Raw genomic sequence first — 20,801 nt, 5'->3', positions numbered from 1 at the left:
AGTAGAACATCGCCAGGGCCAAATAAGAGAAACCCGTTGCAGCAATGCGACGGGTTTTTTGCTGTTTGGGGTATAGAAAACCTCGCAAGCCAATCAACACATCGCGAGGTAAACTCGCTCCTACTACCATATACACTGCATCGTAGGAGGTGCTTTACCCACCGGTTTATGCATTCATAATATTTAGTGGGAAAGCATTTATTGATCCCAAATTACCATTACTTTTTAATGTACTGTCCCGGCGGTTTGCCAAAGACTTTTTTAAACGCATTGCTAAATGCGGCGGTAGATTCAAAACCCAAATATTCAGCTGCTTGTTGCTGAGAATATCCATCTTTCAAAAGCTCAATCGCTTTGATAGCTCTTAGTTTTTGGCGCCAATCACTGAACCCCATCATAAAGCATTTATGAAATAGACGGTTGAGTGTACGGGTTGATGCGCCAACCTGTTCACTCCAGGCCTCCAAGCTTATTTTGCATCCTGGGTTATTGTGCAATTCTGTCACAATGGGCAAAATTCTCGCGTCTTGGGCACTTGGAATAAAAAAGTGGCACGTTGCAGCAGACGTTAATCTATCAACAAAGACATCAATAAATCGCTCTGTTTTTTCATCTAATTGGTAATCTTCCTGCCAAGTACAGATCTCCAAAATGAACTGTTTTAGTAGTTCATCAACAAAAATCAACTTGGCTTTATTCCCAAGTAATCCAGTAAATTTATTATCAATATAGACACTGCGAAAATCTCCACCGTAGCGACAATACGTCTCATGTGGAAGGCCCGGAGGTAGCCATAAGGCTTGGTCGGGAGGGATCACGAAAGTGCCTTCAGGAGTCACAATTGTGATGACTCCATTGCTTGTATATGCAAGCTGCCCCCACTCATGTTGGTGTCTTTGAACATGCTCCCACTCTGCTTTTTTTACCGCTCTTGGCAGAATTGGTCGGCCAAGGCTTGGCTTTAAGAAACGCTTATATTTGGGCTGAATACGCCAAGGAGAAGTTGTCTGTTTTGATAAAGAACTTGGCATAATTATGTATATCAGAAATTAACGTGTGGCCATATTATAGCCATAACTTTTTAATAGTTGTGCTTTATGTGGAGATAATCATGAAGAATGCCTCTCAAGGATGGCAAAGTCCTTTTAATTTCTTAGTGCTCGCTACCGTAGTTATGGCCGTTACGTTCGCAGGTTGGATGGCCATGCTCAATAACTTTGCGATTGAAGCCGCAAACTTCAATGGTGCTAATATGGGAATGTTGCAATCCCTGCGTGAGATCCCCGGGTTTTTAGCGTTTACAGCGGTATTTGTTTTATTGGTGTTAAAGGAGCAGACCTTCGCACTGATCAGTTTATGTTTGTTATCGCTTGGCGTCGCCATTACGGGCTTGTTGCCTACTATTTATGGTTTGTATGCAACCACAGTGTTAATGTCGATAGGTTTTCACTACTTCGAGACACTGAATCAATCACTCAGTTTACAGTGGTTCAATAAAGATGAGGCACCGGCCAAACTGGGTATCTTGCTCTCTATTAAATCCATCGCCTCTTTGATCACCTATGCGGTGATATGGCTGGGTTTTAGCTACTTCTCTGCAGACTATCAGTGGATGTATCTGCTTATTGGAGGGGTTGGCTTTATCATTGCGCTATTTATGTTTATCGGCTTTCCAACCTTTGAAATGCATACTACGCAGCATAAAAAGCTCATTTTGAGAAAAGAGTACAGCCTATATTACGCCTTGATTTTCTTCTCGGGTGCGAGAAGACAAATATTTATGGTGTTTGCGGGTTTCTTAATGGTGGAAAAATTTGGTTTTGATGTTGCACAGATCACCGCGCTTTATATGTTGAATCATTTGATAAATATCTTTATCGCCCCCAAGATTGGTCAAATGATTGGGCATATTGGTGAGCGTAAAACACTGACAATCGAATATGTGGGACTCATTTTTGTATTTATTGGTTATGCATTGGTAGAGTCAGCAAGCTTTGCTGCAGCGCTTTATGTCATCGACCATCTGTTTTTTGCGATGGCTATTGCACTTAAAACGTATTTTCAAAAAATTGCTCGGCCAGAAGATATCGCAGCAACAGCAGGGGTTAGCTTTACTATTAACCATATTGCAGCAGTAGTGATCCCTGCAAGCTTTGGCTTAGTATGGTTATACGATCAATCCTTAGTGTTTTACTTTGGTGCTGTACTTGCGTTGTGCTCATTGGTGTTGAGCCAATTTGTGAATACAGCATATGTGCAGGAAAAGCTGGCTAAGTCCGTGTGATGCTCCAGTATCACACGGATAGTGACGTTGTAGTTTAGATACTGCGACCACACCAAACAACACGCCCTGCAATGCCGTGACTGTCGGCATTATCAGCGGTGATCTCCCAGCTCGGGTAATCAGGGTTATCACTGATCACTTTGAGCTGAGAGTGCTTTTGTCGCACTCGCTTAGCCATGAGACCCTCTTCCGTTTGAATGATATAAACCGCATCTTTACTGGGTTGATTCTGTGAAAGGTCAACGAGTACCATATCGCCGTCTAGCAAGGTGGGCTGCATACTATCACCACGGATAGAGACAAAGGCGAGCTTCTCTGAATACACGCCAAGATGGGAGTTTAGCCAACGACGGTTGAGTGCAAACTGCTCGGTGACTTCCTCATGACCTATTACACTACCCATACCTGCACTGGCCTCAATATCAAGTTTAGGTATGAGGGTAAGTTCATCTTTAAACTGGCCTTGTGGTTTATCTAAGGGTTGTTCACCGGTAAGTAACCAGTTCAGATCAACGGCAAATAGGCTATAAAGGTGCTCAAGATATATCATTGAAGGGCGACTTAAGCCGCGACAAATACGGTAAATATGGGAAGGGGATTTACCTGTTAGCTGGGCAAATTGGCGCTTATTGCCGCCTGCAAATTGCTCGACTAAGGTTACAAATCGTCTTGAAAATGCCGTACTCATCTCTTAATTATTCTCTTTATAGCGCCTAAACCCGCAAGCATACTGAGCTAAGCCTTATCTGTACAGTCTCGCTGTACTAGTTGGACATTTTATAAACGAGCATAATCGAGGACGAATAGTGGCCTAAACAGAGGGGTTATTTCATTAGACTAAGGTCGTAGTGAGTTGGGTTGTACGAAATTTGTCCATGCTGGTAGGCTAGAATCGCAAGTTAACATTTATTTAAACTCGGCACGACTTGCTTTAGCCGACATACAACATGGAAAAAGGTAATGAAATATACAAATTTATTAATTGCACTTCCGCTCTTGGGCGCGATGGAAGTTGCACTGGCGGTTGACTGTAGCAACTTAACGCAATGGCAATTACAGCAAGTATATACAGGTGGCGACGCAGTCACTTATCAGTCTACTAAATACACCGCTAAATGGTGGACACAAAACCAAAACCCAGCGCAAAATTCCAATACTTATGATGTCTGGCAAGCCAATGGCAGTTGTGATCCTGTAACGCCATTGCCTCAAGTTTCGGTCACTTCCCCAAGTAGTAACGCACGAGTGTTAGTGGGCTCATCAGTTAGCCTAGCGGCGGCAGTAAGCCATCCGCAAAACACCGCAATCGACAGTGTTGAATTCTATCTTGATGGCACGCTTGTCGCCTCTGATAACAGTGCGCCTTATGAGGTGATGTGGCAAGCGCAGGGGCTAGGTAATCGCGCATTAACTGTCTATGCAACTGATGTGTCTGGGGCACGAGGTGAATCGAGTGCGGTGAACTTCAGTGTCGTGTCTGACGAGGTTCCTCCTGGCGATCCTAATTTTAAAATTGTCGGCTATTTCCCAAGTTGGCAGGGAGCCGTGAGTGATATTCAGTTTGATAAACTCACCCATATTAATTACTCATTTTTACTACCCAATGCAGATGGCACACTGAGACCGCTTGAAAATTTAAGCAAAATGACAGCGCTGGTAAATTCGGCTCATGCCAACAATGTAAAAGTGGGGATCGCCATTGGTGGCTGGAACGGGGGCGACGACAGTGCATTTGAGACATTCGCCAGTTCACAGCAAGGCAGAGCCCGTTTCGTGCAAGAGGTCATTGCGTTTGTAGAGCAACATAATCTAGATGGCGTTGATATGGATTGGGAATATCCAGATCCCGGTGCTTCAGCAAATAACTATGCATTACTGATGAAGGAACTAAGCGTTGAGTTACGCGCCAGAGGTAAATTCTTGACGGCAGCTGTGGTGGCGCTTGGCTATACCGGTGGTGGCGTGTTGGAATCTGTATTCCAAGATATCGACTTTTTAAATTTGATGGCGTACGACGCGAACAATACTGATCATGCTTCTATGCAATACGCCAAAGACTCAATAGCTTACTGGCAAGGTCGTGGGCTCAGTAAAGAAAAAACGGTATTAGGCGTACCATTTTATGCAAGACCTACTTGGAAAGCGTATCGCACCTTACTGCAGGAGAACCCTGCCAATGCCTGTCGCGATAGTGATGGTAGCAGCTACTACAATGGTATCCCGACGATCCGCGCAAAAACGCAGTACGCTAAGCTCAATGCCGGTGGCATTATGAATTGGGAGCTATCCCATGACAGTAATGGCCCTGCGTCGCTATTAACAGCGAAATGGGAAGTTGCTAATGGTGTAACACCAAGCTATCAATGTCAGTAAATTATTACTTATAACTCAGCTCGGCGGCGAGTGAGAGCTGGCCGTTGAGCATATAGAGAGTTTGACTGAGAAATAGGCTAACTACATATTTTTATAATATCTAGCCTATATATGGTGGGAAATGTTTATAAACAGCGTTCCATTACGCTGCAGGTAACAGCCGGTGAACTTGGACGTTGACACCAGTAATCGTTATTAGTCGTTTCACACATAACGCCGGTTTCTGGTCCTCTACCACCGGCTGCTTGCGGTGTGAGTTTTACGGCAAGTTGGCTCTGTTGATAGTCTAATTGTTTTAGTTTTTTCTTTGCTAGGGTAAGTTTCATATTATTTTCCTTTGAAATAAGAATGTCTTAATAGACTATTTCACCCTACTGTATAGTTTACTAAATGTACAGATCAAAGCGGTGACTGCCCAGCTGCTGGGTAGTCACCTTATGTTTAAAGCGATTTAAAGCGAATAGCAACACCGCCGCCGGCAGCCAGTTTTAATGTGAGTTTGTCGGCACTTGTTACCTTTTTACGGTAAATATTCATTTCATACGGGTTTTGTTTCCATTCGGCTTTATCACCGTCCGCGTAGATTTGCGCTTCAAAGGTTTTACCTGACTCAAGGAAATCTAAAGTAATAGGAATTTCTCTCGCTTCCTCATCAGTTACAGCGCCCAAGAACCAATCGTTACCACTATATTGTTTATGCTTGCGCTCCTTTCTGGCAAAAACAACATAATCACCCACTTCTCCTGCAAGTGCGATACTGTGTTCCCAGTCGGTGGGTACGTCTTTGATAAATTGGAAGGCATCTGGCTTAGCGAGGTAATTTTCTGGCAAATCGGCCGCCATTTGAATTGGGCTATAAAGCACAACATAGAGCGCTAATTGTTTGGCGAGAGTGGTTTGTGGGCGGTTGGTTTTATCGCCAAGGCCGTTAAAGCCCATGTCAAAAATACCCGGAGTAAAGTCCATAGGGCCTGCTAACATGCGGGTAAAGGCGAGCATTGGCACATGCTCTGGTGGGTTTGGTGGCGTGCCCCATGCATTGAACTCTTGCCCTCTAGCGCCTTCTCTTGCAATCCAGTTTGGATAGGTACGACGCAGGCCGGTATCTTTGATTGGTTCATGCGTATTGATACTGATCTTGTGTTTGGCCGCGAGTTTGACGTTGTCTAAGTACTCATTTGCCATAAATTGACCATCGTGCCATTCGAATCTGGCATTGCCCTTGGCATCAATGCGTTTGATGTTGCCACCATCGGCTACATAACCGGTTTTAACTTGGCGAACGCCTGCTTTTTCGTAGAGTGCGAAGGCCGCCTCCATTTGATTGCGATAGTTGCTGACGTTACCAGACGTCTCGTGATGACCAATTAGGCGTGCACCTACTTTTTCTCCGTGCTTTGCTATTTCGTCAATATTAAAGTCAGCATAGGCGTTGGTAAAGCTAAAGACATCACCGTTGAAGAACCAGTCGCCATCCCAGCCGATGTTCCAACCTTCAACCAACACGCCATCAAAGCCGTTGTCAGCGGCAAAGCTCAAATATTCTTTAGTGCGCGCCGTAGTGGCTCCATGTTTATCGCCGCTGCCCCAAGTATTTTTGTTGATGTGCATGCCCCACCAAATGCCGATGTATTTACCCGGCTCAACCCAAGATACATCACCGAGCTTATTTGGCTCGTTGAGGTTTAAAATCAGGTGAGAGTTCAACAAGTCGGTGGCTTCATCGCCTATTTGCAGGGTGCGCCAAGGTGTATTGAACTTACCATTGGTTTTGACTGCAACGCCATCTGACCAAGGTGTTAGATCGGCAACAAATGTTCCCGGGCGACGCTGGTTTAAGGTCATGCCCGCATAGTCAATTAGGGCCGCTTCATGCACGCTGATATGGACTCCGTCTTGATTCTTTAAGGTAAACGGGGTATGCACATGTGGGGCATCGTGCAGTGGTGTGGTGTTGTATACATATTCATAGCGATTCCAGCCACGAGCAGGGATCCACCACGCGGTACTTTTATCACTTTGTGCAAAGGCGAATTCGGTTAATTCTCTGGTGATATAAAGCGCTTGATTTTGAGCAACCTCATAGCGAAAGCCGACACCGTCATCAAATACTTTTACACGTACAGTATATTGCGGCGACTTGTCTGTCTGCTTAGCAAAGGTGACAGCAAGCTCATTGTGCTTATCTTGGATCACTCTGGCTTCGCCCCAAGGTTGTTGCCAACTGCTATCGACGCTATTGCGCTGATGTGTGGTGATACTCAAGCCATCGCGCATCGATGCAGCTGTTGCGAAATCAAAACCAAGTTTAGACGGTTGAATAATGGTTTTGTCGTTAAAGCTGACTTGGTAGGTCGGCTGGCTATTATCATCACTCAAGGTAAAAGTGATTTTGCCATCTGGCGAACTCACAGCTAAAGATGCGGCAAAGCTCGTAGTCGTAAACAAGCTTAATCCGATCAGGGAAAGTAACATGGGGCGCATAGTTTTTCCTTCTTGTTGTCGGCACGAAAATTCGTGTTCTTTTGCACATAAGCTAAGCTTACTGTTGTATGCTAACGTTCACGTAAAAGTTGCATACGTATTCATGCTGTAAATGCGATGAATGTAATAATTATTCCGCTCGGTCTAGTGTAGACAAGCTAAGAAAAATAATAAGGATAGGTTGAACTGCTTATGCTAAACCTAACAGTTTTTGGGCGTATTGCTGTTGTGATGGCAATGCTACAAGTCGGTCTAGTCAATGCCCTTGAAGTGCAAATTGTCGATGCTGATAAACAGCCACTCGCGAATGCTGCGGTGTGGTTGCAAGGAGAAGGCTTTGATAACAAAAGAACGACGCTAGATTATAAAATGGAGCAAAAGGATAAAGCGTTTGTGCCCCATATTTTGATGGTGCAAGCTGGCACACAAGTCTCGTTTCCAAATTTAGATCCCATTCTCCATCACGTCTATTCGTTCTCTGCTGCAAAGCCATTCGAGCTTAAGTTGTATCGCGATGACCCGAAACAAGTATTATTTGATCAAACCGGTGTGGTTGAGCTTGGCTGCAATATTCACGATTGGATGCTGGGTTATATCGTGGTTGTAGATAGCCCATTATTTGCGGTAACGGATAGCAGCGGCAAAGTATCAATCGACCTAGGTGCTCAGCAAGCCAGCGCACTAAAGCTGAATGTATGGCATGAAAGATTCGAAAATATAGACAAAATAGAACAGCATGCGCTCTCTGCTGTGAACAACACTCAAGCAATTACCTATCAAATTAAGCAAACACTGGTTGCTCCACTTCAGGATTTCTCCGATGGCTTCGATGATTACTAAGCTAAGCGCTGCTCTGGCATTATTCGCGATAGGGCAAGCAGGTGCTGTCGAGATTTCTGGGCAAGGGCAACTGCAAACGACTTGGCAGCATGATGATAATCGTAAAGCTTGGTATCAGCCTGGATGGGGCGTTACGCGTTTTGGCAAAGGGGAGTCAGATACTACGCTTAGTCGAGGTGCTATTGATTGGCGGTTAGATTTTGCCAGTGCTTGGTCTTTGCACGGGGTAACACAGTATGTGCCAGACCCAGATGACAAGCTCGGTTTTACAGAATTGTATTTGCAATATCGAACACTACCCAAAAATGGTCGCCGCTTGATTGTTCGAGCGGGCGGCTTTTATCCGAAGTTTTCTATTGAGAACCCAGATATTGGTTGGTCATCACCCTATACCTACCAGTATTCGGCTATCAACGCTTGGATCGGTGAGGAAGTGCGGGTATTTGGTGGTGAAGTCGCGATTGAGCAGCCGCAGACGCGTCGTAGCCGCGGTCAGGGATTCAAAGGTGTGTTTGGTGTTTTTAAGGGTAATGATCCGGCTGGCACTTTACTCGCATGGCGAGGCTTTACCGTGCATGATAGGCAGTCGGTGTTTAACGAAAGTCTCCCCTTTGCTGCGGTAGAGTCGTTGAACACACCGCAGTTACAACATCAAGCACAGCATGTTGAACCGTTTTCTGAAGTTGATGGCCGAATTGGTTATTATCTTGGGTATCATCGCGACTTTTCAAACCGCAGTGAGATCAATGTCTATTGGTACGATAATAATGGCGATCCAAGTAAGATCAACTACCAAACTGGGCAGTATGCGTGGGACACTAAATTTATTAGTGCAGCTTGGCGTTACAAGTTAACACCGCAGACCCATATACTCGCACAAGGCATGCTGGGTAATACCGCAATGGGTGCCAATCGCGGCGTTGATAATGACTTTAATAGCTGGTTTTTGCTACTCACACATCAGCGCGATGAGTGGCGCTTTGCCTTACGGGGGGAGCAGTTCAAAGTCATCGACAAAGATGATTGGCAGTTCGACCCTAATCAAAGTGATGGCCATGCACTGACCGCTACAGTGAAGTATCGAATTAATAGCAATTGGCTGGTGGGCGGAGAGTTTTTGAGTCTGACAACCACAGTTGCAAACCGCGAGGCCTTTAACGGTAAGCCTAAGCAAAGCGATAATGTGTGGCGGCTTAGCGCGGAGTATCGCTTTAATTTATAACAATAAGCGTGACGCCCAAGGTGTCACGCTTATTTATGCCATACGATGCGTTAATCCAGTAGACGATTAATGCCGTTTAGTGCTGCAACGCGATAGGCCTCGGCCATTGTTGGGTAGTTAAAGGTGGTATTGATAAAGTACTCGATATTATTACCCGTTCCTTTTTGTTCCATAATGGCTTGGCCGATATGGATAATCTCGGATGCACGTTCACCAAAGCAGTGAATACCTAATATTTCTTTGGTTTCTGCATGGAACAAAATTTTCAAGCTACCGACTTCCGTGCCTGTGATCTGTGCACGAGCCAAATGCTTAAACTGGGCGCGGCCCACTTCATAGGGAATGCGCGCAGCGGTGAGTTCTTGCTCGGTTTTACCAACAGAGCTCATTTCTGGAATGGTGTAAATGCCAGTTGGGATATCGGTGATCAAACGATCATCACAGGCGCCATGCACAATCGCATTGGCGGCAATACGCCCTTGATCGAACGCCGCGCTGGCTAGGCTTGGGTAGCCAATCACATCTCCTACTGCGAAAATGTTATCCACTTCAGTTTGATAGTGTTCGTTGACTTTAAGCTGGCCACGGCTATCAGCCTTTAGACCTACACTTGCAAGGTTGAGTGTTTCGGTATTACCGGAGCGGCCATTGGCCCATAAAATGCAGTCAGCACGTACTTTCTTGCCAGACTGTAGATGCACAATAACCCCCTTATCATGGGTCTCTACTTTCGCAAACTCCTCGTTATGGCGAATAACAATACCATTATTCCAAAAATGGTAACTGAGTGCGTCAGAGATCTCGGCATCCATAAAGGCCAATAAGCGGTCGCGGGTGTTGATGAGGTCTACCTTTGCGCCCAGTCCTTTAAAGATTGAGGCATATTCACAGCCTATGACCCCCGCGCCGTATATCAATACGCGCTGAGGATTATGCTCAAGGCTTAAAATAGTGTCGCTGTCGTAGACGCGAGGGTGGTTAAAATCAACGCCTGGTGGGCGGTATGGGCGCGAGCCTGTGGCTATTACAATGGTTTTGGCGGTGAGTAGCTCTTGCGAACCATCTTGGTGAATGACTTGTACCGTATTTGCGTCAACAAAGCTGGCATCGCCTTGGAATAAGTGAATGCGGTTACGACCATAAAAGCTAGAACGCAATGTTGACTGTTTTGAGATCACATCACTGGCATGGTGCAAAATATCTTGAAAGGTATGGCGCTGCGGGCGCTCGGTAAAACGATAAAGTGGATTTGCTTTATACTCAATTAGACGACTGACAGAATGACGAAGCGCTTTTGAGGGAATGGTGCCCCAGTGCACGCAGCCACCGCCAACCGCATGCTGGCGTTCGATAACCGCGACTTTTTTACCACTTTTAGAGAGGTTCATGGCGGCGCCTTCGCCGCCAGGTCCGGTGCCTATAATAATGGCATCGTATTGATAGGATTGTGGAACAGTTTCGGTTTTTTCTGCAGCTTTTTTGCTCACGGCCTCACCCCTTTAGTTGTTGAGGCCGCTGAACATTATGCCGTTTTCAGTAGCCTCGAATTTAGTGCAATCCAAGCTTGTTTTTGACTTTCCCAAGCTTGTTCTAGCTCTTTATATTGTTGCATCAGTGCGGAATGTTCGCACTGTGCAAGTACTGCTTCTTTCTTCGCTTCGAGTACCTGTTTTTGCACAGTACAGTAGTTTTGAAGCTTTTTAAGAAGTAAATCATACTCTTGTTGTAACAATGTAAGCTTATCTTGCGCCAAAGGCAATTTTGCGAGACTGACTTTAGTCTTATTCAATAAGGTCTCTGCCTTGGCTTTTTCAATACGTTCAACCGGAGTGCGTTTTAGCTTACTGGCAAGGCCCAGTGCTGCAAAAGTACGGATCAGCCATTTAGTTGGGTCATAGTGATACCAACGAATACCATTACGGTAGTCGCTCGCAAAAATATGATGGAAGTTATGGTAGCCTTCACCGTAAGTGAATAGGGCTAGCAAGCCATTGTCTCGCGCGGTATTTTTTTCGGTATAAGGGCGACTGCCCCAAATGTGCGCCAGTGAATTGATAAAGAAAGTAAAATGTTGACTGAGTACGAGTCTGAGTACGCCCGCAAGTAATAACGTGCCAAACACATTACCGAGTAATAAACCTAGCACTAACGGGATGCCGATATTCGTAAGTAGCACCAACTTCATATAATGTTTATGTTGCCACATCACGATAGGGTTACGTTGTAAGTCTCTGGCGTTATTATAATCACCATAAGTCTCGCCTTGATAATCTCTCAGCATCCAACCGATATGGCTATACCAGAAGCCTCGTGTTGCGGCGTACGGATCTTTTACTGGGTCGTCGACTTGGCCGTGGTGCACACGGTGATCGCTACTCCAATGTAATATACTGTTTTGTAAGGCGAATGCGCCACCCAACGCAAAAATAACTTGAATCACAGGGTGGGCGTCATAGGCTTTATGCGCCCATAAGCGGTGATACCCTGCGGTGATCGACAGACCGGCGTAAAACATACAGGCAACAAAAGCTACCCAGTGGCTGGTGGTATAGCCGTATTCAAAGCCATACCAAGGCACCAAAGTGATCGCAGCTAAAAACGATAAGCTAAAGAACAGCACATTGGTCCATAAAATGGGTGGTTTTTTCATCAATTAATCTCAAAATCTAATTTCAGCGTACAACTGTACGCTAAAATAGTATTTCATTCTTGCTGCGTCAAGGTTTAGACTGCGGTTTATTGTTCTTATTTTTCGAAGCGAATTGGGGAAAGTCCATGGCTGGTGTACGCGCCCAACAAAAACAGAAGACCCGTCAAGCGCTTATCGAAGCGGCATTTAATCAACTAAGTGCTGAGCATAGTTTCTCGAATTTAAGCCTGCGTGAAGTCGCACGAGAGGCGGGTATCGCACCTACTTCTTTTTATCGACATTTTAAGGATATGAACGAGCTCGGGCTGACTATGGTAGATGAAGCGGGTTTAACCTTGCGACAACTAATGCGCCAAGCAAGGCGTCGCATCGCTAAAGGTGGTAGCGTGATCAATACTTCTGTGCACACCTTTATGGAATTTATTGAGCAGTCGAGCAACCAATTTCGTTTATTATTGCGTGAACGTTCGGGCACGTCGCCTGCGTTTCGAGCCGCCGTGGCTAGAGAAATCAAACATTTTATCTTAGAGCTTGCTCATTATCTTGAAACGGAAACGGGAGTAGATACCCATCACGCCCACATGCAAGCTGAAGCAATGGTTACCTTAGTATTTAGCTCTGGTGCTGAGGCTTTGGATCAAGATCCCCCACAACGCGCTGAACTGACCGAGCGTTTGAAGTGGCAGTTGCGGTATATCGCAAAAGGTGCCTCTGGTTATGCAAAACACCCAGAACCAATAAAAAAATAGCCTAAATTGGCTATTTTTTTATTGGTAATTAAAATTCAAAATTACCCTGCTCACTTCATATCCTATCTGTGTTCACTCCTAATCTTGAAATATATTTTCTAAAGTTGGCATTTTTTTAATTTAAATTGCCAATAAATTGAGGTTTAAACTCTATTTTTGGGATAATTTATGCTTGATTGTCGCTTTTGAAGCATGTTAAAACATAACCAATTCATCAACAGGAACACTTAGCTCAATGAAAATGACTGCGCGTATTTCACTCCTTCTTAACCTCCTACTGGTAAACCAGAGGGGTGGGGTGTAATTGCGCGAATTGAGCGACATTTACTGTAGACACCCCGCACTTGCGGGGTTTTTTTTGGCTGAGGATAAGGGTATGCAAGATAAAGTCTGGATTTTCGATACAACATTAAGGGACGGTGAGCAGGCGTTAAAAGCCAGCTTAACAGAAGAAGATAAAATACAACTGGCGCATACCATTAGTCGTCTCAATGTGGATGTCATGGAAGTGGGTTTTCCAGTATCAAGTCCAGCTGATTTTCGTGCGGTACAACGCATCGCAGCCGAGGTGAAAGGCCCCGCAATTTGCGGCCTTGCTCGTGCGGTTAGTAAAGATATTGACGCGTGTGGCGAAGCCCTTAAAGGTGCTGAGCAGCGCCGCATTCACACTTTTATTGCAACCAGTCCTCTGCATCTAGAACATAAGTTAAGAATGAGTTTAGATGATGCGACTAACATGGCGATTAAGGCCATAACTCAAGCCAGAAAGTATACTGATGATGTTGAATTTTCATGTGAAGATGCTGGCCGTACGCCACACTCTGATCTGTGTCGTATTGTTGAAGCGGCGATTAATGCCGGTGCATCTACGATTAACTTGCCTGATACTGTAGGTTATGTCACGCCAGACGAGTATGCAGCGATGATTTACCATATTCGAAATAATGTGCCTAACATCGACAAAGCCAGACTAAGCGTCCATTGTCACAACGATTTAGGACTTGCGGTGGCAAACTCAATCGCGGCGGTACAAGCCGGTGCAAGACAAATCGAATGTACCATCAATGGTATTGGTGAGCGTGCAGGTAACTGCTCACTAGAAGAAGTGGCGATGATCATGAAGATGCGCCAAGACCACCTAAAAGTACATACCGATATTCGTAGCGAAGAGATTTATCGCGCGTCGCGCCAAGTTGCTAAAATCTGCAATATGCCGGTGCAGCCAAACAAGGCAATTGTGGGTGAAAATGCCTTTGCACATAGCTCGGGTATTCACCAAGACGGCGTCTTAAAGGCACAAAACACCTATGAAATCATGGCTCCAGAAACCGTTGGTGTGCCGAGTAATCAGTTAAATATGACTTCACGCTCTGGCCGACATGTTATCGAGCATCGTCTTACCGAGCTTGGCTACCAGAAATCGGATTACGATATGGATAGCCTGTATGAAAGCTTCTTGGCGTTAGCCGATCAAAAGGGCACGGTTTACGACTATGACCTTGAAGCGATGATTTATTTCAACCAAATCAAAGACAAAGACGAGCGCTACCAATTACAGTTCGTCAATGCATCTTCTAACTCTCAATCTATCGCGAGCGCGACTGTGGGGATTGCCTTGAATGGTGAGCTTAAGCAAGAAGCGGCAACCGGTAACGGTCCTGTGGAAGCGGCGTTTGTAGCTATCGAGCGTATCACTGGCATGGCGGTGGAAGTGGTGGAATATAACCTTGATGCGACGGGTAAAGGAGCAAGTTCACTGGGCCAAGTCGATATTATTGCCAAATTTGATGGTAAGCAATATCACGGTGTGGGACTTGCAGCCGACATTGTCGAAGCGTCAGTGAGAGCCATGATCCGAGTATATAACCTAATTGATAGAGCACAAAAAGTGTCTAGCCTAAAACAACAAAGGAAAGCAGGATGAGTCAAACAAACTACAAAATCGCAGTACTAGCTGGAGATGGAATTGGTCCAGAAGTGATGCAAGCCGCTGAGCTGGTATTAGATAAAGTGGCGACTAAGTTCAACTTTGCTTTAGAAAAATCACCACAAGCGATTGGTGGTGCGGCTATAGACCAATTTGGTGAAGCCTTACCTGCGGCGACATTGGCCGCATGTGAAGCCGCTGATGCGATTCTATTTGGCTCTGTGGGTGGGCCTAAGTGGGAGCACTTACCGCCAAATGAGCAACCAGAACGGGCATCTTTATTACCGCTTAGAAAGCACTTCCAGCTTTTTTGTAATCTGCGTCCTGCGCAGCTATTACCCGCATTGAGCGCAGCCTCTCCACTACGCAGTGACATTAGCCAGCAAGGCTTTGATATTTTGTGCGTCCGTGAGCTTACTGGCGGGATTTATTTTGGCGAAAAAGGTCGCCAAGGTGAGGGCGAAAGCGAGGCGGCGTTTGATACGCAAACCTATTCGCGCAAAGAAATCGAACGCATCGCCCGTTTTGCTTTTGATGCCGCGAGACTTAGAAGCAATCATGTGACATCTGTAGACAAAGCCAACGTGCTGGCAACCAGTGTACTGTGGCGTGAAGTGGTCAATGAAGTCGCAAAAGAATACCCAGATGTGACGCTTGATCACATCTATATCGACAACGCTGCGATGCAGTTGGTAAAGCAACCAAGCCAGTTTGATGTGCTACTGTGCGATAACCTGTTCGGTGACATCCTTTCTGATGAATGTGCAATGATCACGGGTTCCATGGGGTTGTTACCATCGGCAAGTCTAAATCAATCGGGCTTTGGCTTATATGAGCCTGCGGGCGGCTCAGCACCAGATATCGCTGGTAAAGGGGTGGCAAACCCAATCGCACAAATCTTAAGTGCCGCGTTGATGCTACGTTATTCATTGGGGCAGGATGAAGCGGCACGCGCAATTGAAAAGGCAGTAGCTGAGGCGGTGAAAGATGGTGTAGGTACACCGGATATCTATCCTCAAGCAGGGTTTACTACTATGGATGTCGCGCAAGCGATCGTCGACAGGGTTTAATAAAGGTAAGAGCAAGTGGCAAAAACATTATACGATAAAATTTGGCAATCCCATGTGGTTGCTAAATTAAACGAGCAAACCGATCTCTTGTACATTGACCGTCATCTAGTACACGAAGTCACTTCACCGCAGGCATTTGCGGGCTTAAGAGAGCAGAATCGTCCGGTAAGATGTCCAGAAAAAACCTTTGCGACAATGGATCATAATGTCTCGACCAAGAGCCGCTCGATTGATGCTGCCAGCGAGGTGAGCAAAAACCAGCTACAAGCGTTGGCACAAAACTGTGAAGAGTTTGGCATTGTACTTTACGATTTGAATTCGATTAACCAAGGCATAGTGCACGTAATGGGACCTGAGCAAGGGATCACTTTGCCGGGTACAACGATTGTATGTGGCGATAGCCATACCTCAACGCATGGTGCATTTGGTGCGCTGGCTCACGGTATTGGTACATCAGAGGTTGAGCACGTGCTGGCCACGCAAACATTACAACAGAAAAAAGCCAAATCGTTAAAAATTCAGGTGAATGGCGTCTTGCGTCCGACCGTGACTGCAAAAGACTTGATCCTCGCTGTGATTGGGCAATTAGGCACAGCTGGTGGCACTGGCTATGTGGCTGAGTTTTGTGGGACGGGGATTGAAGCGCTATCGATGGAAGCGCGGATGACGCTCTGTAATATGAGTATTGAAATGGGGGCGAAAGCTGGCTTGATCGCACCTGACGAGAAAACCTTTGCGTATTTACGTGGTCGCCCATTTGCACCTCAAGGCGAAGACTTTGATGCTGCGGTGCGCTATTGGCAAACTTTGCATAGCGACCCAGGTGCCGAATTTGATCGTGTCGTCGAGCTGGATGCTGATAGTGTGCAACCTCAAGTAACCTGGGGGACCAGTCCAGAGCAAGTCATTGGTATTAATGACTTAGTACCTAACCCTGACGATGAACCTAATTTAGTCAAAGCGGATGCGATGCGCAGCGCGCTGAAATATATGGGCCTCACAGCAGGACAAAGGCTAAGCGATGCCAAAGTTGACACCGTATTTATTGGCTCTTGCACCAATAGCCGTATTGAAGATTTGCGTGCGGCGGCACAAGTGGTGGCGGGCAAGCACGTAGCGGCAGGCGTTGAAGCGCTTATCGTCCCGGGATCAGGATTAGTAAAACAGCAAGCCGAACAAGAAGGCTTAGCCGATATTTTCAAAGCTGCGGGGTTTGAGTGGCGTGAACCGGGCTGCTCTATGTGCTTGGCGATGAATGATGATCGTCTTGGCGCAGAAAAACGCTGTGCATCGACCTCAAACCGTAATTTTGAAGGGCGCCAAGGGCGAGGCGGTCGTACGCATTTGGTGAGTCCAGCAATGGCTGCCGCAGCGGCAATTGCAGGTCACTTTACTGATATTCGAGGAGAGGCGTAATGAGCGTGTTTCATCAGGGCCTAGTTGCGCCATTAGACAAAAACAATGTTGATACAGACCAAATTATTCCCAAGCAGTTTTTAACTTCAACCAGCCGCGATGGGTTTGATAAAGCGCTGTTTTATGATTGGCGCTATCTTGAAGATGGCCAGCCAGATCCGAGCTTTGTGCTTAACTATCGACAACATCAGGGCGCGTCAATCTTGTTAACCCGTGACAACTTTGGTTGTGGTTCGTCTCGTGAGCATGCTCCATGGGCGCTAAAGCAATATGGTTTTACGGTGATCTTAGCCGAGAGCTTTGCCGATATCTTTTTTAACAATTGTGGTAATAACCAAATGCTTTGCATTGCGTTACCAGCCAGCACGTTAGATGCGCTCTTCGATGCATGCGAGCAACAATCACAAGTACATTTGAGTATTGACCTAGAAGCGCAGCAGATAAGCGGAGCGGGTATTGCACCAATTGACTTTGAGGTGCGAGAAGACATCAAAGCACGCCTCTTGAGTGGCCTTGACTTTATCGGTGAGACCGAATTATTAAATGCTCAAATTGATGCCTTTGAGCAGCAGCTTGCTACGACAAGACCTTGGCAATAATAGCTGTTTACTCAATTTGGTCGAATAATTTTGCCACAAAGCCAGAAGCTGATTAAGCTCTGGCTTTATTTGTTTTAGGTGTCTCCAATGAAAAAATTAACTTTAGCGCTACTCGCAACCTTGAGCTGCGCAGCCTTCGCGCGTCCTGCCCCGCTGGTTTCCATCCCAAGCCATGATGCATTTTTTGACGCTATTAAAGCGCATTGTGGTAAAGCCTACGAAGGTAAAGTAACGGTGGATAATCAAGGGCCAAGCAGCTTTAGTGATGCGCGCCTTGTGATGCACGTTCGTAAATGCAGTGACGCTGAGCTTCAAGTTCCATTTCATGTAGGAAAAGATGCTTCAAGAACTTGGATCATCACCAAAACAGGGAGTGGTTTGAGCTTAAAGCACGATCACCGCCATGAAGATGGCAGCGACGATGTTTCTACTATGTATGGTGGTCATACCCTAGATGCGGGATTTAATACCGTGCAGTCGTTCCCAGCTGACGAATATTCAAAACAGTTATTCGTCCAGCAAGGGATCCCACAGTCAGTCGGAAATACATGGCAGATGTATATCTACCCTGAGCAGTTTACCTATCGTTTGGTGCGCGAAGGGCGAGAGTTTCGAGTGGACTTTGATTTAACAAAATCGGTAACCGCACCAACAGCGCCTTGGGGATATAATACCAATTGAATTAATTCTCTAATCAATTTGAAGGGTGAAATAGCATATTAGCTTCGTTAAAAATTTCTCTTTTAGAACAACTAAATAGCAAAATTTTTGCCTTGCTACTAAAGCTATTTTCCCGCTTCAAGATAGATCATTTACTTAATACAACTGGTATAAAGACTAAACCCAGCGCGGGTTACTGAAAAAGATTTATAGCGCTAACAAAAATGTGTGGCTATTTGGCCACACATTTTACGTCTACCGTTAAGTCATTCTGATAAGGTCGTGGCTCTAATGGCATCTTATCAAAGCCTTGAACGCCACCAAGTAATGTCAACTGTGGGTTACTACCTTGGCATAAGCGTTTGGCATGGCGCAGCAAAAATACGCTTTGTTGCCTAAAATGCGCATAACTATCTGGCTTAATTGCCAGTCGAAAGTGGTCATCGTTATACGTGGTTTGCTCATAATGTACTTTGTGGTCAAAGTCATAGAGCTTTTCAGGTTCGCCTCGTGGAACCGGTGTATATTGGCACGCCGAGAGCAGTGTTACACCTACGACTAGGGAACTTAGCTTTAATGGATTTAGTCTCAATGATAACTTACGCATAACTGTCCTTTTAGTCTGCTACATTTACAGTATATCACATGGGAGATTAGCTACTTGCTTAACCAACTTAAAAAACTATTTCAAAGCTTGCAGGAATCATCACCGAAACAAGAAATCGACTTTAATACCGCGCTTGCTGCATTACTGGTCGAAGTGATGCGAGCGGACGGCAAACTACAACAGTCGGAGTTCGATAAAATTGCGGAGCTGCTAAAAACGCGTTGTGAATTGCCTGAACCGCAAGTCAGTGCACTGATAACACAAGCGCAGCAACTGGTGGAACAGGCAGTAGATATGTATTCTTTTGCCAAGCAAGTGAATAACCACACCAGCGACATTGAGCGCATCGAGGTCATTGAGCTATTGTGGCACGTAGCTTATGCAGATGGCGAACTCGACAGCCATGAAGACCATATCATTCGGAAAATAGCCGGGCTGTTTTATGTTGCCCATGCCGATTTTATCGCTGCAAAGCTTCGCGCACAGCCAGAGTGATCGGTGCGCTGTTTTATACTAGGGCCTGTTGATCTTTCAAGTTTGTTTTTGCAGCAGTTTGACTGGTATTTATACAAGGCAGAGCCTGCGTAGCATAGTTATTCTATGTAAGTCAGGTGATAACACAGTAGAAATGCCAGTCAAGCGCTGCCCTTTGGGTTCACCTGAGTACGCTTTGTTCATTGTTGCTCAACTTTTGCCTAGATTACTAGGCGGCAAGTCGAGCGTCGCTACCAAAACACACTCAGAAGAACAAAAATCAAACAGCAAAGGTCAACAGGCCCTAATCAATCGCTAATGGCTAACTAACTCCGTTTGGCAGCTACTGATAGCTTCTTTGATCATAAAGTTGACTAAGGTAGGAGAGATTTTATAAAGGTTGGCTATTTCTTTCTGTTTAAGTCTCCCATGACGATAAAAAGAAAGAATGTTTTGATGGCGGCGAGATAGCTTTCCAATTGTATCGTTGATCTTTCCACTTAGCTGCTCACTCTCAAATTTAGATTCAACATCTATTTGGTGGTCAGTCAGTTGTTCAAAATGACTGGCCTCAATATCAACTAAATTTTCACGATTGAACTTCCTCAACATATCGATAGCGATATTTCGTGCAACTTGATAACAAAAACTAGTTGCATTTTTGATGGCTTCATTCTGGCTTGTGGACATGCCAGCTAACCGAATATAGGTATCTTGCAAGGCATCTTCAGCTAAATACGGACAGCGTAAAATACTGGATAGGTATACAAGTAATTTTGACTCGTTTTCAGAAATAACACGCGACCACTTAACCGCAAATTGAGACACAGCTACTTACTCCTTAAGCATTTCAAAAATAACAACAACGCAAATGATAATAATTATCAGTTATTCTATTTTTTATAAAGGAGGGCTGTCAAGTGCAAAGTTTACTTTTTGTGTTTTATTTTTTTCTTATGATTAACAAAAGTATTGGTTTTGGGGATTTAACCATCAACGAAACTGCAATGCTGAGCGTCTGGATTTTATTTTGAGTGAAATAAAACTAAATAATTTTGCAGTTGAGGCGTCATTGCTAGCAACTTCGTTTATTTACAGTCTGGGTAAAAGTTATGAGCTTTGATAATGAAAATAGCACATTTAAAGTATTGATTAATCATGAAGAACAATACTCTCTTTGGCCAAGTTATAAATCAATTCCTGGGGGATGGCGTGAAGTAGGCTGTGAAGGAGACAAGCAGACTTGTCTTGATTATATCAATCAACATTGGACTGATATGAGACCACTGAGCTTACGTCAAGCTTTAACAAGCTGATTGCCCTAATTACCTGTTATCCATTTAGTATCGATGATTTTGTAATTTTTATGTTGCAATAGATCGGCCTATTTATCCGATTTTTCGTTAGCAGGCGTTAGAACGTGGCTGGATACCATTCAAACGTCGG

20 protein-coding genes are annotated in these 20,801 nt (G+C 45.1%); 12 read left to right on the top strand and 8 right to left on the bottom strand.

Features of this window, described 5'->3' with window-relative positions:
• Positions 1-218: 218 nt before the first annotated feature.
• Positions 219-1,031 carry a helix-turn-helix domain-containing protein gene (locus NO992_RS16080; protein WP_371378917.1) on the bottom strand — a complete coding sequence of 271 codons (813 nt, stop codon included), beginning with the start codon at positions 1,029-1,031 and terminating at the stop codon, positions 219-221.
• An 80-nt stretch (positions 1,032-1,111) separates the two neighbouring features.
• Between NO992_RS16080 and NO992_RS16075 the strand changes: the two genes are divergently transcribed.
• Positions 1,112-2,284: an MFS transporter gene (locus NO992_RS16075; protein ID WP_371378915.1), complete on the top strand. Its 1,173-nt coding sequence runs from the start codon at positions 1,112-1,114 to the stop codon at positions 2,282-2,284.
• A gap of 34 nt (positions 2,285-2,318) precedes the next feature.
• Here NO992_RS16075 and NO992_RS16070 read toward each other — a convergent pair whose 3' ends face one another.
• A complete protein-coding gene (locus NO992_RS16070) occupies positions 2,319-2,972 on the bottom strand; it encodes an XRE family transcriptional regulator (protein WP_371378912.1) in 654 nt (217 codons plus the stop codon).
• 272 nt (positions 2,973-3,244) lie between these two features.
• On the opposite strand from NO992_RS16070, the gene NO992_RS16065 reads away from it, so the two are divergent.
• Entirely contained in the window at positions 3,245-4,657 is a 1,413-nt protein-coding gene (locus tag NO992_RS16065) for a glycosyl hydrolase family 18 protein (protein ID WP_371378909.1), read from the top strand.
• A 125-nt stretch (positions 4,658-4,782) separates the two neighbouring features.
• Here the strand turns inward: NO992_RS16065 and NO992_RS16060 are convergent, their stop codons facing one another.
• Together NO992_RS16060 and NO992_RS16055 are read right to left on the bottom strand one after the other, a co-directional pair.
• The gene (locus NO992_RS16060; RefSeq protein WP_010374359.1) at positions 4,783-4,983 is read right to left on the bottom strand and encodes a hypothetical protein; all 201 of its coding nucleotides are present in this window, start codon (positions 4,981-4,983) and stop codon (positions 4,783-4,785) included.
• 115 nt (positions 4,984-5,098) lie between these two features.
• Positions 5,099-7,132: a glycoside hydrolase family 97 protein gene (locus NO992_RS16055; RefSeq protein ID WP_371378923.1), complete on the bottom strand. Its 2,034-nt coding sequence runs from the start codon at positions 7,130-7,132 to the stop codon at positions 5,099-5,101.
• A 201-nt stretch (positions 7,133-7,333) separates the two neighbouring features.
• On the opposite strand from NO992_RS16055, the gene NO992_RS16050 reads away from it, so the two are divergent.
• On the top strand, positions 7,334-7,981 hold the full coding sequence (locus NO992_RS16050) for a methylamine utilization protein (RefSeq protein WP_371378906.1): 648 nt from the start codon (positions 7,334-7,336) through the stop codon (positions 7,979-7,981).
• Positions 7,962-9,203, top strand: coding sequence for a hypothetical protein (locus NO992_RS16045; RefSeq protein ID WP_371378903.1), 1,242 nt, complete (start codon positions 7,962-7,964; stop codon positions 9,201-9,203). Before NO992_RS16050 ends, NO992_RS16045 begins: the two co-directional genes overlap by 20 nt.
• Positions 9,204-9,253: 50 nt before the next feature.
• Here the strand turns inward: NO992_RS16045 and sthA are convergent, their stop codons facing one another.
• Complete coding sequence (gene sthA / locus NO992_RS16040) at positions 9,254-10,690, bottom strand: Si-specific NAD(P)(+) transhydrogenase (protein WP_019647413.1); 1,437 nt, start codon at positions 10,688-10,690, stop codon at positions 9,254-9,256.
• Between the two features lie 35 nt (positions 10,691-10,725).
• The gene (locus NO992_RS16035) at positions 10,726-11,853 is read right to left on the bottom strand and encodes an acyl-CoA desaturase (protein ID WP_371378900.1); all 1,128 of its coding nucleotides are present in this window, start codon (positions 11,851-11,853) and stop codon (positions 10,726-10,728) included.
• A 125-nt stretch (positions 11,854-11,978) separates the two neighbouring features.
• On the opposite strand from NO992_RS16035, the gene fabR reads away from it, so the two are divergent.
• From fabR to NO992_RS16005, 6 genes are all read left to right on the top strand, one after another.
• Entirely contained in the window at positions 11,979-12,602 is a 624-nt protein-coding gene (gene fabR, locus NO992_RS16030) for an HTH-type transcriptional repressor FabR (RefSeq protein ID WP_010374371.1), read from the top strand.
• A 376-nt stretch (positions 12,603-12,978) separates the two neighbouring features.
• Positions 12,979-14,526 carry a 2-isopropylmalate synthase gene (leuA, locus tag NO992_RS16025; protein ID WP_019647414.1) on the top strand — a complete coding sequence of 516 codons (1,548 nt, stop codon included), beginning with the start codon at positions 12,979-12,981 and terminating at the stop codon, positions 14,524-14,526.
• On the top strand, positions 14,523-15,599 hold the full coding sequence (leuB, locus tag NO992_RS16020) for a 3-isopropylmalate dehydrogenase (RefSeq protein WP_138583635.1): 1,077 nt from the start codon (positions 14,523-14,525) through the stop codon (positions 15,597-15,599). Before leuA ends, leuB begins: the two co-directional genes overlap by 4 nt.
• Positions 15,600-15,614: 15 nt before the next feature.
• Entirely contained in the window at positions 15,615-17,015 is a 1,401-nt protein-coding gene (gene leuC / locus NO992_RS16015) for a 3-isopropylmalate dehydratase large subunit (protein WP_371378896.1), read from the top strand.
• Positions 17,015-17,614, top strand: coding sequence for a 3-isopropylmalate dehydratase small subunit (leuD, locus tag NO992_RS16010; RefSeq protein ID WP_371378893.1), 600 nt, complete (start codon positions 17,015-17,017; stop codon positions 17,612-17,614). The genes leuC and leuD overlap by 1 nt, the downstream gene beginning before the upstream one ends.
• Before the next feature lie 87 nt (positions 17,615-17,701).
• A complete protein-coding gene (locus tag NO992_RS16005; protein WP_371378890.1) occupies positions 17,702-18,295 on the top strand; it encodes a hypothetical protein in 594 nt (197 codons plus the stop codon).
• Between the two features lie 211 nt (positions 18,296-18,506).
• On the opposite strand, the gene NO992_RS16000 is transcribed toward NO992_RS16005, so the two are convergent.
• Complete coding sequence (locus NO992_RS16000; protein WP_010374383.1) at positions 18,507-18,881, bottom strand: hypothetical protein; 375 nt, start codon at positions 18,879-18,881, stop codon at positions 18,507-18,509.
• Between the two features lie 54 nt (positions 18,882-18,935).
• On the opposite strand from NO992_RS16000, the gene NO992_RS15995 reads away from it, so the two are divergent.
• A complete protein-coding gene (locus NO992_RS15995) occupies positions 18,936-19,376 on the top strand; it encodes a TerB family tellurite resistance protein (RefSeq protein ID WP_010374385.1) in 441 nt (146 codons plus the stop codon).
• A 294-nt stretch (positions 19,377-19,670) separates the two neighbouring features.
• Here the strand turns inward: NO992_RS15995 and NO992_RS15990 are convergent, their stop codons facing one another.
• Entirely contained in the window at positions 19,671-20,183 is a 513-nt protein-coding gene (locus tag NO992_RS15990; RefSeq protein ID WP_010374388.1) for an RNA polymerase sigma factor, read from the bottom strand.
• A gap of 284 nt (positions 20,184-20,467) precedes the next feature.
• Here NO992_RS15990 and NO992_RS15985 point away from each other — a divergent pair, with 284 nt between their 5' ends.
• Complete coding sequence (locus NO992_RS15985) at positions 20,468-20,671, top strand: MbtH family protein (RefSeq protein ID WP_099031308.1); 204 nt, start codon at positions 20,468-20,470, stop codon at positions 20,669-20,671.
• The last annotated feature ends 130 nt before the right edge of the window (positions 20,672-20,801 follow it).

The sequence above is a fragment of the Pseudoalteromonas sp. DY56-GL79 genome (genome assembly GCF_041414765.1).
Taxonomy (GTDB): domain Bacteria; phylum Pseudomonadota; class Gammaproteobacteria; order Enterobacterales; family Alteromonadaceae; genus Pseudoalteromonas; species Pseudoalteromonas piscicida.
The sequence above is the reverse complement of the archived record's forward strand: the minus strand, read 5'-3'. Positions and strand labels throughout refer to the sequence as shown.

Bases quoted from the DNA above. Each gene is read 5' to 3' on its own strand.
- NO992_RS15985 (WP_099031308.1), top strand. From the start codon at position 20,468: ATGAGCTTTGATAATGAAAATAGCACATTTAAAGTATTGATTAATCAT.
- NO992_RS16065 (WP_371378909.1), top strand. From the start codon at position 3,245: ATGAAATATACAAATTTATTAATTGCACTTCCGCTCTTGGGCGCGATG.
- NO992_RS16055 (WP_371378923.1), bottom strand. From the start codon at position 7,132: ATGTTACTTTCCCTGATCGGATTAAGCTTGTTTACGACTACGAGCTTT.
- NO992_RS16050 (WP_371378906.1), top strand. From the start codon at position 7,334: ATGCTAAACCTAACAGTTTTTGGGCGTATTGCTGTTGTGATGGCAATG.
- leuD (WP_371378893.1), top strand. From the start codon at position 17,015: ATGAGCGTGTTTCATCAGGGCCTAGTTGCGCCATTAGACAAAAACAAT.
- NO992_RS16060 (WP_010374359.1), bottom strand. From the start codon at position 4,983: ATGAAACTTACCCTAGCAAAGAAAAAACTAAAACAATTAGACTATCAA.
- NO992_RS16045 (WP_371378903.1), top strand. From the start codon at position 7,962: ATGGCTTCGATGATTACTAAGCTAAGCGCTGCTCTGGCATTATTCGCG.
- NO992_RS16075 (WP_371378915.1), top strand. From the start codon at position 1,112: ATGAAGAATGCCTCTCAAGGATGGCAAAGTCCTTTTAATTTCTTAGTG.
- fabR (WP_010374371.1), top strand. From the start codon at position 11,979: ATGGCTGGTGTACGCGCCCAACAAAAACAGAAGACCCGTCAAGCGCTT.
- NO992_RS16035 (WP_371378900.1), bottom strand. From the start codon at position 11,853: ATGAAAAAACCACCCATTTTATGGACCAATGTGCTGTTCTTTAGCTTA.
- NO992_RS16070 (WP_371378912.1), bottom strand. From the start codon at position 2,972: ATGAGTACGGCATTTTCAAGACGATTTGTAACCTTAGTCGAGCAATTT.
- NO992_RS16080 (WP_371378917.1), bottom strand. From the start codon at position 1,031: ATGCCAAGTTCTTTATCAAAACAGACAACTTCTCCTTGGCGTATTCAG.
- leuB (WP_138583635.1), top strand. From the start codon at position 14,523: ATGAGTCAAACAAACTACAAAATCGCAGTACTAGCTGGAGATGGAATT.
- NO992_RS16000 (WP_010374383.1), bottom strand. From the start codon at position 18,881: ATGCGTAAGTTATCATTGAGACTAAATCCATTAAAGCTAAGTTCCCTA.
- leuA (WP_019647414.1), top strand. From the start codon at position 12,979: ATGCAAGATAAAGTCTGGATTTTCGATACAACATTAAGGGACGGTGAG.
- NO992_RS16005 (WP_371378890.1), top strand. From the start codon at position 17,702: ATGAAAAAATTAACTTTAGCGCTACTCGCAACCTTGAGCTGCGCAGCC.